The sequence below is a fragment of the Amycolatopsis stemonae genome, from assembly GCF_054781455.1.
The window spans coordinates 54,280-69,749 of record NZ_BAAGUJ010000010.1 but is presented as its reverse complement, the minus strand read 5'-3'; the positions used below and the strand labels follow the sequence as shown (position 1 = coordinate 69,749).

General features: G+C 71.8%; 12 protein-coding genes. 6 read left to right on the top strand and 6 right to left on the bottom strand.

The annotated features are described in order from the left end of the window. The first annotated feature begins 47 nt into the window (after positions 1-47). Both aceB and ACYVLJ_RS32140 read left to right on the top strand, forming a co-directional pair. A complete protein-coding gene (gene aceB, locus ACYVLJ_RS32145) occupies positions 48-1,625 on the top strand; it encodes a malate synthase A (protein ID WP_451974724.1) in 1,578 nt (525 codons plus the stop codon). Continuing rightward, complete coding sequence (locus tag ACYVLJ_RS32140) at positions 1,625-2,812, top strand: DUF6986 family protein (protein WP_460441498.1); 1,188 nt, start codon at positions 1,625-1,627, stop codon at positions 2,810-2,812. Before aceB ends, ACYVLJ_RS32140 begins: the two co-directional genes overlap by 1 nt. Positions 2,813-2,820: 8 nt before the next feature. Here ACYVLJ_RS32140 and ACYVLJ_RS32135 read toward each other — a convergent pair whose 3' ends face one another. The 3 genes from ACYVLJ_RS32135 to ACYVLJ_RS32125 are packed head-to-tail and all read right to left on the bottom strand — an operon-like array spanning position 2,821 to position 7,198. Next, a complete protein-coding gene (locus tag ACYVLJ_RS32135; RefSeq protein ID WP_451974720.1) occupies positions 2,821-3,309 on the bottom strand; it encodes a MarR family winged helix-turn-helix transcriptional regulator in 489 nt (162 codons plus the stop codon). A gap of 47 nt (positions 3,310-3,356) precedes the next feature. Continuing rightward, entirely contained in the window at positions 3,357-5,843 is a 2,487-nt protein-coding gene (locus tag ACYVLJ_RS32130) for a P-loop NTPase fold protein (RefSeq protein ID WP_460441497.1), read from the bottom strand. A 32-nt stretch (positions 5,844-5,875) separates the two neighbouring features. Continuing rightward, on the bottom strand, positions 5,876-7,198 hold the full coding sequence (locus ACYVLJ_RS32125) for a PucR family transcriptional regulator (protein ID WP_460441496.1): 1,323 nt from the start codon (positions 7,196-7,198) through the stop codon (positions 5,876-5,878). 124 nt (positions 7,199-7,322) lie between these two features. Here ACYVLJ_RS32125 and ACYVLJ_RS32120 point away from each other — a divergent pair, with 124 nt between their 5' ends. Genes ACYVLJ_RS32120 through pucD form a run of 4 tightly spaced genes read left to right on the top strand, consistent with a single transcriptional unit; the run spans position 7,323 to position 12,233 of the window. Next, complete coding sequence (locus ACYVLJ_RS32120) at positions 7,323-8,186, top strand: FAD binding domain-containing protein (protein ID WP_460441495.1); 864 nt, start codon at positions 7,323-7,325, stop codon at positions 8,184-8,186. Continuing rightward, positions 8,177-8,644, top strand: a complete 468-nt coding sequence (locus ACYVLJ_RS32115; RefSeq protein ID WP_451974712.1) for a (2Fe-2S)-binding protein — start codon at positions 8,177-8,179, stop codon at positions 8,642-8,644. Before ACYVLJ_RS32120 ends, ACYVLJ_RS32115 begins: the two co-directional genes overlap by 10 nt. After that, positions 8,641-9,981, top strand: coding sequence for an 8-oxoguanine deaminase (locus ACYVLJ_RS32110; protein WP_460441494.1), 1,341 nt, complete (start codon positions 8,641-8,643; stop codon positions 9,979-9,981). The genes ACYVLJ_RS32115 and ACYVLJ_RS32110 overlap by 4 nt, the downstream gene beginning before the upstream one ends. Further along, positions 9,978-12,233 (top strand): xanthine dehydrogenase subunit D, encoded by a 2,256-nt coding sequence (gene pucD / locus ACYVLJ_RS32105; RefSeq protein WP_460441493.1) that lies wholly within the window; start codon positions 9,978-9,980, stop codon positions 12,231-12,233. The genes ACYVLJ_RS32110 and pucD overlap by 4 nt, the downstream gene beginning before the upstream one ends. Here pucD and ACYVLJ_RS32100 read toward each other — a convergent pair. From ACYVLJ_RS32100 to pucL, 3 genes are all read right to left on the bottom strand, one after another. After that, positions 12,226-13,803 carry a glycoside hydrolase family 27 protein gene (locus ACYVLJ_RS32100; RefSeq protein ID WP_460441492.1) on the bottom strand — a complete coding sequence of 526 codons (1,578 nt, stop codon included), beginning with the start codon at positions 13,801-13,803 and terminating at the stop codon, positions 12,226-12,228. The two genes, pucD and ACYVLJ_RS32100, sit on opposite strands and share 8 nt — an antisense overlap. A 100-nt stretch (positions 13,804-13,903) precedes the next feature. After that, positions 13,904-14,488: a TetR/AcrR family transcriptional regulator gene (locus tag ACYVLJ_RS32095; protein WP_460441491.1), complete on the bottom strand. Its 585-nt coding sequence runs from the start codon at positions 14,486-14,488 to the stop codon at positions 13,904-13,906. Positions 14,489-14,588: 100 nt separating this feature from the next. After that, positions 14,589-15,470, bottom strand: coding sequence for a urate oxidase (gene pucL, locus ACYVLJ_RS32090; RefSeq protein ID WP_460441490.1), 882 nt, complete (start codon positions 15,468-15,470; stop codon positions 14,589-14,591).

The window sequence follows — 15,470 nt, the reverse complement described above, 5'->3', positions numbered from 1 at the left end:
ACCGTAGGGCCGTTATCCAAAGATCCGAACCCTCGAGGTGTTCCACTATGTCTTCTGAAGTCCAGGTGCTGGGCGGCGCGGTCGAGCGCGGCGACGAGATCCTCACGCCGGAGGCGCTCGACTTCCTCGCGGGCCTCCACGACGCCTTCGCCGGCCGGCGCGACGAACTGCTCGAAGCCCGCGGCAAGCGCCGCGAAGAGGCCCGCACCACCGGCAGGCTCGACTTCCTGCCGGAGACGAAGGAGATCCGGGAGGGCGACTGGACCGTCGCCGGCGCGCCGCCCGCGCTGCGTGACCGCCGCGTCGAGATCACCGGGCCGACCAGCCGCAAGATGACCATCAACGCGCTCAACTCCGGCGCGAAGGTGTGGCTGGCCGACCTCGAGGACGCCAACACCCCGCACTGGGCCAACGTCGTGTCCGGACAGGTCAACCTGTACGACGCCGTCCGCGAGACGATCTCGCTGGAGAGCGGCGGCAAGAGCTACGCGCTCAAGGACGACGTCGAGCACGCCACGATCGTCGTCCGCCCGCGCGGCTGGCACCTGCCCGAGCGCGGCCTGTCCTTCGGTGGCCGCCAGGCCGTCGGCGCGCTCGTCGACTTCGGCCTGTACTTCTTCCACAACGCGGCCGAGCTGCTCAAGCGCGGCAAGGGCCCGTACTTCTACCTGCCGAAGATGGAGAGCCACCTCGAAGCGCGGCTCTGGAACGACGTCTTCACCCACGCCGAGAAGACCCTCGGCATCGAGCACGGCACCGTCCGCGCGACCGTGCTGATCGAGACCATCCCGGCCGCGTTCGAGATGGAGGAGATCCTCTACGAACTGCGCGAGCACGCGTCGGGCCTCAACGCCGGCCGCTGGGACTACCTGTTCAGCGTGATCAAGTACTTCCGCGACGCGGGCGAGAAGTTCGTGCTGCCGGACCGCAACTCCGTCACCATGACCGCGCCGTTCATGCGCGCCTACACCGAGCTGCTGGTGCGCACCTGCCACAAGCGCGGCGCGTTCGCGATCGGCGGCATGGCCGCGTTCATCCCCAGCAAGGACCCCGAGGTCAACAAGGGCGCCTTCGAGAAGGTGCACGCGGACAAGTCCCGCGAGGCCGGCGACGGCTTCGACGGCTCCTGGGTCGCGCACCCCGGCATGGTCGAGCTGTGCAAGGAAGAGTTCGACAAGGTCCTCGGCGACAAGCCGAACCAGCTCGACCGCACCCGCGACGACGTCAGCGTCACGGCCGACCAGCTGCTCGACGTCGCTTCGACGCCGGGTGGCGCGACGGCGGCCGGCCTGCGCGCCGCGGTGGACGTCGGCGTCCGCTACATCGCGTCCTGGCTGGGCGGCAACGGCGCGGCGGCGATCCACAACCTGATGGAGGACGCGGCGACCGCGGAGATCTCGCGCTCGCAGATCTGGCAGTGGGTCAAGAACGGGACCACTTTGGACACCGGCGACGTCGTGACGTCCGAGCTGGTGCGCGGCGTGCTGACCGACGTCCGCGGCGAGCTCGCCCGCGAGCTCCCGGCCGACCTGCTGGTGCCGGCGATCGAGCTGTTCGAAGAGGTCGCGCTGGCCGACGAGTTCCCGGACTTCCTCACGCTGCCCGCGTACGAGCGGATCAAGTAGTGCGCCTTCCCGAGGACGTCTACGCCGCCGCCGACGCGCGCCTGGCTTCGGCCGACGCGCGCGTCGCGGCGGCGTACCCGGGGGAGCGACCCGGACGGCAGCCGGTGCACACGGTGTACGTGCCGGCGTCGCGGTACAAGACCCGCCTGGTCGCCGACTGGGGCAAGCAGGCGATGCGGGTCTTCATCGAGCACGGTGACCTGCTGGGCGCCGACGCGGACGTGTACGAGCGCGTGCGCGCGAAGCTGCTGACCGAGCCGATCGAGGACCTGCGGATCGACTTCGAGGACGGCTTCGGCCGCGTGCCCGACGACGTCGAGGACGCGGCCGCGCGGGCGGCGGGACAGACCCTGGCGACCACCGGCGGGACGCCGTTCTGCGGGATCCGCTTCAAGAGCTTCGAGGCGGCGACGCGCCGGCGGGGCATCCGCACCCTGGACCTGTTCCTCGGGTCGCTGCTCGAAACCGGCCCGCTGCCGCCCGGGTTCGTCGTCACGCTCCCGAAGGTGACGGCGGTCGAGCAGGTGGACGTGGCCGCGGAAGTGTTGTCCCGGCTCGAATCCGCCTACGGGCTCGCCGCGGGCACGCTGCGCTTCGAGGTCCAGATCGAGACCGCCCAGTCCATCGTGGACCTGGACGGGACGCTGTCGGTCGCGCGGATCGTGCAGGCGGCGGCCGGCCGCTGCACGGGCCTGCACTACGGGACCTACGACTACAGCGCGGGCCTGGGCATCGCGGCGGAGTACCAGAGCATGGCGCACCCGGCGGCCGACCTGGCCAAGGGGCTGATGCAGGTGGCGGCGGCGGGCACCGGCGTCCGGCTGTCCGACGGCTCGACGAACAAGCTGCCGATCGGCGAAGCGCTGCCCACGGCGTGGGCGGAGCACTCGAGGTTGGTGCGCCGCTCGCTCGAGCGCGGCTTCTACCAGGGCTGGGACCTGCACCCCCACCAGCTGCCCACGCGCTTCGCGGCGACGTACGCGTTCTACCGCTCGGGTTTCCCGGCGGCGGCGGACCGGCTGCGCGCGTACGCGGAGAAACAGTCCGGGGGCGTGCTGGACGAACCGGCGACCGCACAGGCCCTGGCGGTGTACCTGCTGCGGGGGCTCGACTGTGGCGCACTGGACGAGGGCGAGCTGTCGTTCGGACGGCCGGAGCTGGAGAAGTACGCGCGCCGCGAAAGCTGACGCCGCGTCTAGCGCAGCCGCGGCAGGGCGTCGCGGGCGAAGTGGCTCAACGTGCGCAGGTCCTCGGCGAACCGTTCGCGGTTCTCCGGTGGCAGCGGCCGGAAGAAGTACTGCTCGATGTTCTCGACGTGCAGCCGGCTGGCGCGCACGGTCGTCTCCTCGCCCAGCGGGGTCAGCCGCACCAGCTGGACGCGCCGGTCGCGCGGGGACGCCGTGCGCGTCACCAGGCCCAGCGTCTCCATCCGGTCGACCAGCCGGGTCGCGCCGCCGGTCGTCAGGACCTGCTCCTGGGCGATCGAGCGCATCGTGAGCCCGTCCTCACCCGTGCGCCCGACGATCAGCAGCACCTCGTACATCAGGTGCGTGATCCCGCACTCCCGTTCCAGCGCCCGCCCGAGCAGGTACTCCAGCCGGTTCGCCGCGCCCTGCAGCCGCCCGAAGGCCAGCACGCGCGGGTCGTACCCCGCCTGCCGGGCCGACGTGATTTCGGGATCCACGCCGCCCATCATCCAGCCCGGTCGCCGGGGCGCGACGCCAGGTGCGGCTAGAGGTAGCCGTGCAGGTCGGCGCCGATCCGCGGTGGCGTCCGCAGGAACGTCCGGAACGCGGGGGAGAGCAGCTGGGCGATCGTGCCCTCCGTCAGGCCGGCGGCCGCCAGGTCGGCGCCGGGGTCCGTCGTGCCGGACGCCGCCTGCTCCAGCAGCTCCAGGACGGTCCTGCCGTCCTGGGCCGGCCCGGCGAGCACCGGGACCAGGGTGGGCCACCGCACGGCGAGCACCGCGAGCTTGGCCAGCGCGTCCAGCGAGGCGGGCGCCGGCAGGTCCAGCATCCGCCGTTCCGTGGCGATCATGACGAAGAACCGGAACACGTTCGCGAACCGCTTGAGCTCGCGCGGGTTCGGCGCGAGGATCCGCGCGCTGTACTCGATCACGGCCTGCAGGCCCGGCGTGTCGAGCGAGAGCTGCCGGTCGATCCCGGCGCGCACCGCCTTCTTCGTCGCCTCGCCGGATCCGGCCGGGACGGCGTCCGCCAGCTGGACGGCCTCGTCCAGCGAGGTCGGCGGCCGGAACGCCGGCGTGGCCGGAGCCGTGCCCGGCTCCGGCTCGGGGCCGGCCTCCGGCGCCGGGAAGAGCGAGCGCAGCAGGGACGCCGACTGGTTTCGCACCATCACCGGCAGGGTCAGCGGCAGCTGGATGAACTTGTCCAGGAACTTCCAGCCGAGGTCGAGGCCTTCGTCGGCGTGCCCGGCCGTTTCCCGGATCTTGGCGACGAGGTCCTGGTACACCGTCTCGACGTGCGCGGCGACCATCCGCGGCTCCATCGCGACGACGAAGATCGCGGCGCCGAACTCGCCGGAGAGGAACGTGTTGATCGCTTCGATGACCTGGACGACCGTGCCGGGCGTGCACCGGTCGAGGTCGTCGATGAAGACCACGAGCGGCCGCTCGCGCGTCGCGACGAGCGCCAGCACTTCGGTCAGGTCCTGCCGGAGCGCGGCGAAGTAGCCCATGTCCTTCGCGTAGTCGGGCGTGCGGAGGAGCTTCGCCGGGGCGTCCTTGAGCTCGCCCTCGGCGACCGTGCGCAGCGGTCCGGCGATCCGGGACCGCAGCACCGCCCACGCCTGGCCGGAGCCCGCCGCGGTCAGGAGCACCGGGCTGCCGGCGGCCAGCGAGATGCCGCCCACGGGCAGCCCGGCCGCCAGCAGCACGAGCCCGGCGACCAGCAGGACCACCGCGGCGATCGCGAACGGCACCACCCGCCCGGCGATCAGGGCGTGGACCCGCTGCCGGACGGCCTGCTCGTCGATCCGCCGCCGGTTGAGCCGGAGCCAGAACCGCTCGCGCTCCACCGGGCTCATCCGCGCGGTCGTCTGGCCGATGATCTCGTGCGCGAGACCGGCCCAGACCTGCTGGCCGGTCTGGTACGTCCACGGGTTGAACCAGACCGTGGGCCGCCACTGGTCGTCCGGCGGCTCCAGCCGCTGCCGCTTCCCGGCCCGGTCCGGTTTCCGCAGCAGCTTCAGCAGCTCGCCGTTGGTGACCTCCGCCGCCGGCGCGCCGGTCAGGTGGAGCTCGCGGAGCGCGCCGGGGGTGGCCGTGCCCGACGGCCACTCGAGCCGGTCGCGGATCATGTGCATCAGTGACGTCTTGCCGGCGCCCCACTGCGCCTTGATGCCGATCGTCAGGGGCGGGCTGGTGCCGCGGTGGCGGATCCCGCGGGCGATGGCCTCGGCGTGCGCGGCGTTGCCGAGCTTGTCCTGGACCGTCCAGAGGTCGCTGGTGATCGCCTCCTGGCGGTAGTGGTCGAAGGCGGGCTCCGGCGGCTCCCAGCCCCGGCCGGTCCAGGGTTCCGCGTCCTCGCGCGGGTCGCGGCCGGCCGCCGGGATCGCCAGGAGTGCCTCGGCGCCTTCGAGGAGCCGGTCGAAGTCCGCCAGGCTGATCAGGGCCTGCCCGTCCTCGCCCCACGCCCGGCCCCAGCTGTTCTTGAACCGGAGGAACCCCCGTTCGGAACCGAGCTCGAGGTCCAGGGAGAGGCCGTTGACGAGGATGGCGTGCCCGCCCCGCACCTCGGAGTCGCCGGGGCGGCAGACGGCCCGCCCGTCGATCTCCGCCGGGCTGTCCATCCCGGCGTGCCAGGTCACGCCGACGACGAGGGGGCCACGTTCCAGCAGGGCGAGCCGGAACACCGCCGGATCCGGGCAGGAGAAGCAGTCCCGCACGAGCCCGCGCCGCTGCAGGGCCAGCCCGCCGCTCCACAGGAAGGCGCCCGCGTTTTCCGGCAGTTCGCTGAGCCGGCCCGCTTCGTCCTGCAGCGCCTGCGCGTAGCCGGCGTCCGCGGTCGTCCCCTCGGGGAGGACTTCGCGGTCGGCCAGCCAGTGGGTCCAGGCGAACCCCACCGCGGACCCCGTCGGGCCCTGGTCCAGCCGGGTGCCGCCGGAGAACCAGAAGCGTTCTCGCCGGTCCGACGAGCTCACGCGGTACTCGGAGTCGGCGAGGGACCTGAAGGGGGAGGACGGACCCGCGTCGGACATGGCGCCCTCCCTCGCCCCCGGACGACGGGATTCTAGTCCTCCGTGCGCAGTGCCAGGTAGACGTCGAGCTGGTCGGTGAACTCGGTCAGGTCCGCGCCGAGCAGCTCGCCCGCCCGGCCGATGCGGTAGCGCAGCGTGTTGACGTGGACGTGCAGCGCCTTCGCCGCCCGCGTCGGGGAGCCCGAGCACTCGAGGAACACCCGGACCGTGTGCACCAGGTCGGTGTGCTGGTCGGCGTCGTAGTCCAGCAGGGGCCCGAGAACCCGCCGCCGCACGGCCGCGCGCAAGCCGTCCGGGGCGCCGGCCAGCAGCAGCCGGTGCACGTCCACCTCGGCGGCCGGGACGACCGCGACGCGGCCGGTGCGCCGCGCCGCCACCGCCAGGGCGTACCGCGCGGACTCCCGTGCCTCGTCACGGGGGGCTGGATCGCCGACGCCGCAGAGGATCCGCCTCGCGCGCAACAGAGGCTCCACAGTGGACAGCTCGGCCGCGGACGGCGACAGCGTCGTCACCACGTACGAAGTGTCCCCTGTGGACTCGAGCAGGAGACCGCCGGGAAGCAGCTCGGTCAGGACGTCCCGGCTCTCGTCGCTGCCTTCGGTCCGCAACGCGACAACGCGCGCTTCGGCGGGCAACTCGGCTTCGGGCTGCGAGGAACGCGCCCGCGTGACGCCGATGAGCCCGGCCAGCTCCTCCGCCAGTTCGGCCTGCGCGGTGCTCAACGGCCCGCCGACGGCGATCAGCCACGGCACGGCGTGGCGGCCCTCGACCGGGACCACCGTGAGCGACCCGGGTTCCTTGGCGGCGTACCGGCGGATGACGTCCGCCGCCGGGACCGGCAGCGGCGTCGTCCCGGCGATCACCCGGCCGAGGCCCGAGAGCACCCAGCAGGGCAGGCCGAGCTCCGCCGACGCGCGGTCCAGGAGGGTCTCGACCGGCGCGTCCGCCGCGGCCTGCAAACGTTTGCGGGCGCTCTCGGACGCCGCGGCCAGCGCCAGCACCACCTGCTCGGTGATCACCGAGAACGACAGGTCGGCCGGCACTTCGAGCAGTGGGATCCGGTGCCGCTCGCAGGCCTCGACGACGTCGTCGGGGATGCCGCCCGAGTCGGCGCCGGACGCGGCCAGCGCGGCCGCGCCCGAGCGGGCCAGCGCGGCGACGAACGGCTCCGCGTCACCCGGCCGGCGCCACCACAGCAGGCCGGAAAGCACCAGCTCACCGGCCGACAGGTACCGTCCGGGGTCGGGCAGCTCCGTGACGTAGATGCGCGTCACGGGCCGGTCGAGCAGGCCGGCCCCGGCCAGCGGGCGCAGCCGCAGCCCCGGCAGGCCCAGCAGAGTTTTCACGGTCGTCATCAGGCTTGTAGGAAAGCACAAACGCGGCGGGTTCCGCTCCTGTGCGTTTCATGCGTGGTGCCGTTGCCGCCCCGGCCCCCTTCGGCGTCTACTGGTCTATCGCCCGCACGAAGGAGCAACAGCAGTGGAGTTCCTGCGTCCCACGACGCTCGCCGAGGCCCTGGCCCTCAAGGCCGAGCGGCCCGACGCCGTGCCGATCGCCGGCGGCACCGACGTCATGGTCGAGCTGAACTTCGACCACCGCCGTCCCGAAGCCCTGCTCGACCTGACCCGGGTCGGGGAGCTGACGGAGTGGTCCACATCGGACGGGACGGTCCGGCTCGGCGCCGGCGTCCCGTACACCCGCGTCATCGCCGAACTGGGTGAATCCGTCCCGGCGCTGGCCATGGCCTCGCGCACGGTCGGGTCGCCGCAGATCCGCAACCGCGGCACCGTCGGCGGCAACCTCGGCGCGGCGTCCCCGGCCGGCGACACCCACCCGGTGCTGCTGGCCCTGGACGCGCGGGTCGAGGCGGCCTCCGTCCGGGGGACCCGGCTCCTCCGCGCGGAGGAGTTCTACATCGGGGTGAAACGCCACGCGCTGGACCCCGACGAGCTGATCACCGCCGTCCACCTGCCCGCGCACGCCGGGCCGCAGCAGTTCGCCAAGGTCGGGACGCGCAACGCCATGGTCATCGCGGTCTGCTCGTTCGCGCTGGCCCTGCGGAACGGCGTGGTCGGCGCGGCCATCGGCTCCGCCGCGCCCACCCCGCGCCGTGCCCGCGAAGCCGAGGAGTTCCTCGCCGCCGAGCTGCCGTGGGGTTCGCCGGAGGCGTTGCCGGACTCGCTGAAGCGCCGCTTCGGCGAGCTGGTGGCCGAAGCGACGTCGCCGATCGACGACGTCCGGGGCAGCGCCGCGTACCGGAAGCACGCGCTGGCGGTCCTCGCGCGGCGTACGTTGACCTGGGCTTGGGACGACCACCGGACGGGGGAGCGCGCATGCGCCTGAATGTCACCATCAACGGCCAAAAACGCGAGGCGGACGACGTCTGGGAGGGCGAAAGCCTGCTCTACGTCCTGCGCGAGCGGCTCGGCCTGCCGGGCTCGAAGAACGCCTGTGAGCAGGGCGAATGCGGCTCCTGCACGGTCTACCTCGACGACGTTCCGGTGTGCGCCTGCCTGGTCGCGGCCGGGCAGGCCGAGGGCCGCGTCGTGCGCACGGTCGAGGGCCTGGCCGACGGCGACGCGCTCGACCCGGTCCAGCAGTCCTTTGTGGACCAGGGCGCGGTGCAGTGCGGCTTCTGCACGCCGGGCCTGGTCGTCGCCGCGCACGACCTGCTGAACCGCGTTCCCGACCCGTCCGACGAGGAGATCCGCGAGGCGCTGGCCGGCAACCTCTGCCGCTGCACCGGCTACGAGAAGATCCTCGACGCCGTGCGCGCGGTCGCGAAGGGAGGCGTCGCGTGAGGACGCTCATCAGCGGTGGCGCGGTCGCCACGGTCACCGGTCCCGAACACGAGTCCGGCTACGTCGTCATCGAGAACGACCGGATCGCCGAAGTCGGCGAAGGCGTCTACACCGGCGAGTTCGACGAGCGTGTCGACGCGACGGGCTGCCTGGTCACGCCCGGCCTGATCAACACCCACCACCACCTCTACCAGTGGGCGACCCGCGGCCTGGCCGCCGACCACACGCTCTTCGAGTGGCTGGTCGCGCTCTACCCGGTCTGGGGCCACCTCGACGCCGAGATCACGCACGCGGCGGCCACGGCCGGGATGGCGCGGCTGGCGCTGACGGGCTGCACGACCGTCGCCGACCACCACTACGTCTTCCCGCGCGACGGCGGCGACCAGGTCGCGGCGCTGGCCGCGGCCCGGCAGCGGATCGGCGTCCGGCTGCACGTCGTGCGCGGGTCGATGGACCGCGGCGAGTCCGACGGCGGCCTCCCGCCGGACAACCTGGTCGAGTCGACGGAGGACGCGCTGACCGGCACCGAAGCGGCGATCGACCGCTTCCACGACTCCGCGCCGGAGGCGCACCTGCAGATCGCCGCGGGCCCGTGCTCGCCGTTCTCGGTCACCGAGCGGCTGATGTCCGGCGCGGCCGAACTGGCCCGCCGCAAGGGCGTCCGCCTGCACACCCACCTCGCCGAGACCCTGGACGAAGAACGCCAGTGCCTCGCCGAAGTCGGCTGCACGCCCGCCGAGTACGCCGACAAGCTGGGCTGGCTCGCCGACGACGTCTGGCTCGCGCACACCATCCACCTCGCCCCCGACGCGATCCGCCGCTTCGGCGCGACGGGCACGGGCTCGGCGCACTGCCCGACGTCCAACGGCCGCATCGGCGCCGGCATCGCCCCGGTCCGCGACCTCCTCGACGCCGGCGTGGCGGTCGGCCTCGGCGCCGACGGGGCCGCGTCCAACGAGTCCGGCGGCCTCGGCGAAGAGCTGCACCAGGCGTTGCTGCAGGCCCGGCAGCGTGGCGGCCCCCGCGGGCTGACCACGCGGGAAGCGCTGTGGATGGGCACGATGGGCGGCGCCCGCTGCCTCGGCCGGGACGGCGACCTGGGCTCGATCGAACCCGGGAAGCTCGCCGACCTCGCCGTCTGGGACCTGACCGGGCTGAACTACGCGGGCATCACCGACCCGGTCGCGGCCCTGGTCCTGGGCACGACACCGCCGGTGCGGCGGCTGTTCGTCGGGGGCACCGCCGTCGTCGAGGACGGGGTGCTGCGGGAGGCCGACGAGGCGGACATCGCCGGCGAACTGGCGTCCGCGAGCGCCCGGCTGCGGGAGGACCGATGACCACCACGGTCGGCACCCAGACGGTCAACGGCGTCGGCACCTCCCCGCAGCGTCCCGACGGGACGGTGAAGGTGCGCGGCGAGTTCGCGTACTCCTCGGACCTGTGGCACGAAGACATGGTGTGGGGCGTGACCCTGCGCAGTCCGCACCCGTACGCGCGGATCACGGCGATCGACATCGCCGAAGCCCTCGCCGTGCCCGGGGTGTACGCGGTGCTGACGCACGAAGACGTCCCGGGCGTCAACCGGTACGGCCTCGAGCACGCCGACCAGCCGGTGCTCGCCTCCGAAGTCGTGCGGTACCAGGGCGAACCGGTCGCGCTGGTCGCCGCCGACCACCCGGAGACCGCGCGTCGCGCGATGAAGCGGATCTCTGTCACCTACGAAGAGCTTTCTCCGGTGACGGACTCCGAAGCGGCTGTCGCGGGCGAAGGGCCTTCGCTGCACGAAGGCGGCAACGTCGTCCGGCACGTGAAGATCCGCCGCGGTCCCCAGGACGTCTCAGCCGACGTCGTCGTCTCCGGCGTCTACGAAGTCGGGATGCAGGACCAGGCGTTCCTCGGGCCGGAGTCCGGGCTCGCCGTGCCGGACACCGAAGGCGGCGTAGACCTGTACGTCGCGACGCAGTGGCTGCACGTCGACCAGCAGCAGATCGTCGCGGCTCTGGGGCTGCCGGTCGAGAAGGTGCGGCTGACCCTCGGCGGCGTCGGGGGAGCCTTCGGTGGCCGGGAAGACCTCTCGATGCAGGTGCACGCGTGCCTGCTGGCCTTGCACACCGGTAAGCCGGTGAAGATGGTCTACAACCGCGAAGAGTCCTTCTACGGTCACGTCCACCGTCACCCGGCGAAGATGTACTACGAGCACGGCGCCACTCGCGACGGGCGGCTCGTGTACGTGCGTACGCGGCTGTACCTGGACGGAGGCGCGTACGCGTCCTCGACCGGTGCGGTGGTCGCTAACGCGGCTACGCTCGGCGTCGGGCCGTACAAGGTGGACAGTGCGTCGGTGGACTGCTGGGGCACGTACACGAACAACCCGCCGTGTGGCGCGATGCGTGGCTTCGGCGCGGTGCAGGCGGCGTTCGGCTACGAGTCGCAGATGGACAAGCTCGCTCTCGCCTGCGGCCTCGACCCGGTCGAGATCCGCGTCCGCAACGCGATGAGCGAAGGCGACCTGATGCCGACCGGCCAGGTCGTCGACTCCGCCGCGCCCGTCGCGGAGCTGCTGGAGCTGGTGCGCGCCAAGCCGATGCCGCCGGAGCGGCCGTTCGACCTGCGGCACATGCCGGGCGGGGTGTCGAACACGACGCACGGCGAAGGCGTCGTCCGCGGCGTCGGGTACGCCGTCGGCATCAAGAACGTCTGCTTCTCCGAGGGCTTCGACGACTACTCGACGGCCCGGGTGCGCCTGCAGCTGGTCGGCGGCGAACCCGCGGCGACCGTGCACACCGCGGCCTGCGAGGTCGGCCAGGGCCTGGTGACGATCATGCAGCAGATCGTCCGGACCGAGCTGGGTGTCGACCAGGTGACGATCCTGCCGATGGACACCTCGATCGGCAACGGCGGCTCGACGTCGGCGTCCCGCCAGACCTACGTCACCGGCGGTGCGGTGCACGCCGCCTGCGCGGCGGTGCGCTCGCGCCTGCTTTCCCGGTTCGGCCAGCGGGTGCGGGTCGTCGGCGGCAAGCTCGTCGCGGCCGACGGCCAGGTGCTCGCCGACCTGGCGGACGTCCTCGGCGACGACGTCTACGACGAAACCGTGGAGTGGCGGCACCGGCCGACGTCCGCGCTGGACCCGGAAACCGGACAGGGCACCGCGCACGTCCAGTACGCGTTCGCCGCGCACCGGGCGGTCGTCGACGTCGACGTCGAGCTGGGCCTGGTCAAGGTGGTCGCGCTGGACTGCGCCCAGGACGTCGGCAAGGCGCTGAACCCGCAAGCCGTGCTGGGCCAGATCCAGGGCGGCTCCGCGCAGGGCCTGGGGCTCGCGGTGATGGAGGAGATCCAGACCTCCGGCGGGAAGATCCGGAACCCCTCCTTCACCGACTACCTGATCCCGACGGTCCTGGACATGCCGCCGATGAGCATCGACGTCCTGGAACGCCCGGACCCGCACGCGCCGTACGGCCTGCGCGGGGTGGGCGAGCCGCCGACGATCTCGTCGACGCCCGCGATCGTGGCGGCGATCCGCGCCGCGACCGGTCTCGCGCTCACCCGCGTCCCGGTGCGGCCGGAGCACCTGACCGCTACTTGAGCGTCCAGTTCTGGTTGGCGTCGTCGTTGCAGCCCCAGAGCTCGAGCTGGACGCCGTTGACGTTGCCGGCGGGCTTGTCGCCGCCGGTGACGTCGACGCACAGGCCGGTCTGGGTGCCGGTGACCGAGCCGTCCGGGTTGAGCTTGAACTGCTGGTTGGCGCCGCCGTGACAGGTCCAGGCGATGAGCTTGGTGCCCGCGGTGGTGCCGCCTTCGCTGGCGTCGAGGCAGAGGCCGTTGGCGGCCTTGAGCTCACCGGCGCTGGTGAACGTCCAGGTCTGGTTCGGGCCGCCGTCGCAGTCCCAGATGTCGACCTTCGTGCCGGGCGTGGTGACGTTGCCGTTGATGTCGATGCAGCGTGACGACGACGCGCCCTGCAGCGGGTGGGCGGTGCTGCTGCCGCTCGCGCCGGCCTTGACGCGGTAGATCACGGTGCTGTGCGACGGGACGTTCGCACTGATCGTGCCGGTGCTGGTGGTCTGCTCCTTCGACCACAGGTTGGTGAGCCGGTAGCTCGACGCGGTGGGTAGCCCGGCCGCGGCCGTGGTCGTCGAGACGGTCTTCGTGGTGCTGTTCTCGTTGAACAGCACGACCGCGACATCGCCGTCCTGGAGCGGCTTCTTCAGGACGTCGAGGCCGCCGCTGGACGAGATCCGCGTGGCCTGCTTGCCGAGCGCGTCCTGATCGACGGCGATGACGTCGCTGTTGAGGTACGTCGAGAAGGTGGCCACGCTGGCGCTGCGGAGGTCGGCACCCGCGATCAGCGGCGCGGCCATCGCGGCCCAGAGCGTGAAGTGGGCGCGGTCCTCCTGGAAGTCCATGCCGTCACCGACTTCGAGCATGTCGGGGTCGTTCCAGGCGCCGGGTTTCGCGGCGGAGGCGAGGCCGACGTTCTGGCGGTAGATCGAGTCGATGCTGCCCCAGTTGTTGGTGATGTCGCCGGTGGTGCGCCAGAGGTTGCCGACGTCCGGCGCCCAGGTCGAGGGGCTGAAGTTGCCCCATTCACAGATGCTGTAGGCGATCGGGCGGCCGGTGGCCTTGAGCGCGTCGCGCATCGCGGAGTAGCGGCGGACGTAGTCCTGCTGGGTTTCACCGGCCGGGCTGCCGCAGTTGTCGTACTTGAGGTAGTCGACGCCCCAGCTCGCGAAGCTGTTCGCGTCGGTCTGCTCGTGGCCGAGGCTGCCGGGGTAGTGCTGGCAGGTCTCGGTGCCGGCGCTTTCGTAGATGCCGAACTTCATCCCCCGGGCGTGGATGTAGTCGCCGAGGGCCTTGAGGCCGCTGGGGAACTTGGCGGAGTCGGCGACGAGGTTCCCGTTGCCGTCCCGCGACTGGGTCATCCAGCAGTCGTCGAGGTTGACGTAGGTGTAGCCGCGGTCGCGCATCCCGGAGCTGACCATGAGGTCGGTGGTCTGCTTGACGAGCGTTTCGTTGATGTCGCACTCGAAGGTGTTCCAGGTGTTCCAGCCCATCGGCGGTGTCCTGGCGAGCCCGTTTTCGAGGGCTCCGGCGGGTGAGTTGACGAGGGTCGCGGCCGCGAGGGCGGTGGCGAGGACGGCGAGGAATCGGCGCATGGCAGCTCCAACCGACAGCGGTGGGGGAGGAGGAGATCAGCCTCCGTGTCCGCTGCTGGTCGGTCAAGCGCCATCTTGAGTATTCTTGTTGGATTCCCGACTAAAGTTGTGTGTTTTCTTGAAGCAGTCGCCGGGCGACGTCGACGGTCGCGGCCCCGGCGACGGCCATGGCTTCGGTGTCCCGCAGCGACCGGCAGAGGACGAAGGCGCCCTCGAGGCCGTTGACGGCGGTGATGGTCAAGGTCCGCGCGGCGTCCTTCGAGAGCCCGAACTTGCCGAACTTCTCGGTCCCGGCGTCGATCCAGGCGGTGAAGACGTCGGCGGTGGCTTTCCGCAGCGGCTCGTTGGTCGAGGCGACCTCGAGCGCGACGGTCGCGATCGGGCAGCCTTCGACGTAGTCGGTGGCTTCGAGCGTGGCGATCCCGGCGGCGAAGAAGGCTTCGATCCCGCTGACGACGTCCGGGGCGGGCGCGATGAAGAGGTCGAAGAGCTGGATGTAGGCGAGCCCCGAAGTCCGGATGACCTCTTCGCCGAGCTGCTCCTTGCCCCCGGGGAAGAAGTGGTAGAGCGACCCGAAAGGCGCACTCGCCTCGGCGACGATCTGCTTCAACCCGGTCCCGGTGTAGCCGTTGCGCCGGAACAGTTCCGCGCCGGCGGCCATGATGCGTTCCTTGGTCCCTGCCACGGATCCACGATACGCCGCACTCTGTAGAACGTTCTATCAACTGGCCGGCTTGTCCACAGCATGGCCGTGATGTGGACAAGCCGGCACCGGCGGGCCTCGGTCAGTGGATGTCCCAGGCCGGACCCGCGTCCTCGGCGTCGTCGCGCAGGATCGTGCCCTCGATCAGTCCGTACGGCCGGTCGGCGGCGTAGAACACCTCGTTGTCGTTCTTCAGCCCGAACGGGCTCAGGTCCACCAGGAAGTGGTGCTTGTTCGGCAGCGAAAGCCGTACCTCGGCGACCTCTTCGCGAGCCTTCAGCACCGCCTCGCCCATCGCATACAGCGTCTGCTGCAGCGAAAGACTGTGCTTCGTCGCGAAGGTTTCCAGCATCAGGCGCCGGGCCTGGCGGTGGCTCTCCGCCCAGTCGATGCCCTCGCCCTGGTAGCGCCACCGCGCCGTCACCGCCGTGGCGAGGATCCGGTCGTCGGTCTCGGCGAGCGTCGTGTACTGGTCGCGCGGGAAGCCGTGGAACTCCGAGCCGGTCGACTTCAGCAGCGTCAGGCCGTCGATGCCGGACACGACCCACTCCCGGCCGTTCTGGATCGTCACGGCCGTCGTGCGCCGTTCGTCGCCGGAGCGGCTGAACGCGTGGTCGTGCGGCTCGCCGCCGACGGTGATCCGGTCCCAGCCGTGCTCCTCGATCTTGACGCGCGCGCCGGTGATGTTCCCCTGCGTGCCGGTGAAGTGCCGGGCCAGGCGCAGTGCGAAGTCCTCGATTTCGCCGACCGGCGCCTCTTTCGCGAAGGCGTACACGGTGTTCTTCTGCGTGTCGGTCGCGAGCACGCCGGCGTTGTCGCCGGTGAGGTGCGTCGCGGCCAGTTCGCCGCGCAACGACGTCGACACGGTGAGGTCCTTCAGGTGGTGCACGGGGCCGTCGCGGCGCACCGAAACCAGGCGGACCTCCGCCTTGCCGTACTGGTTGGGGCCCAGGGTGATGGCCAC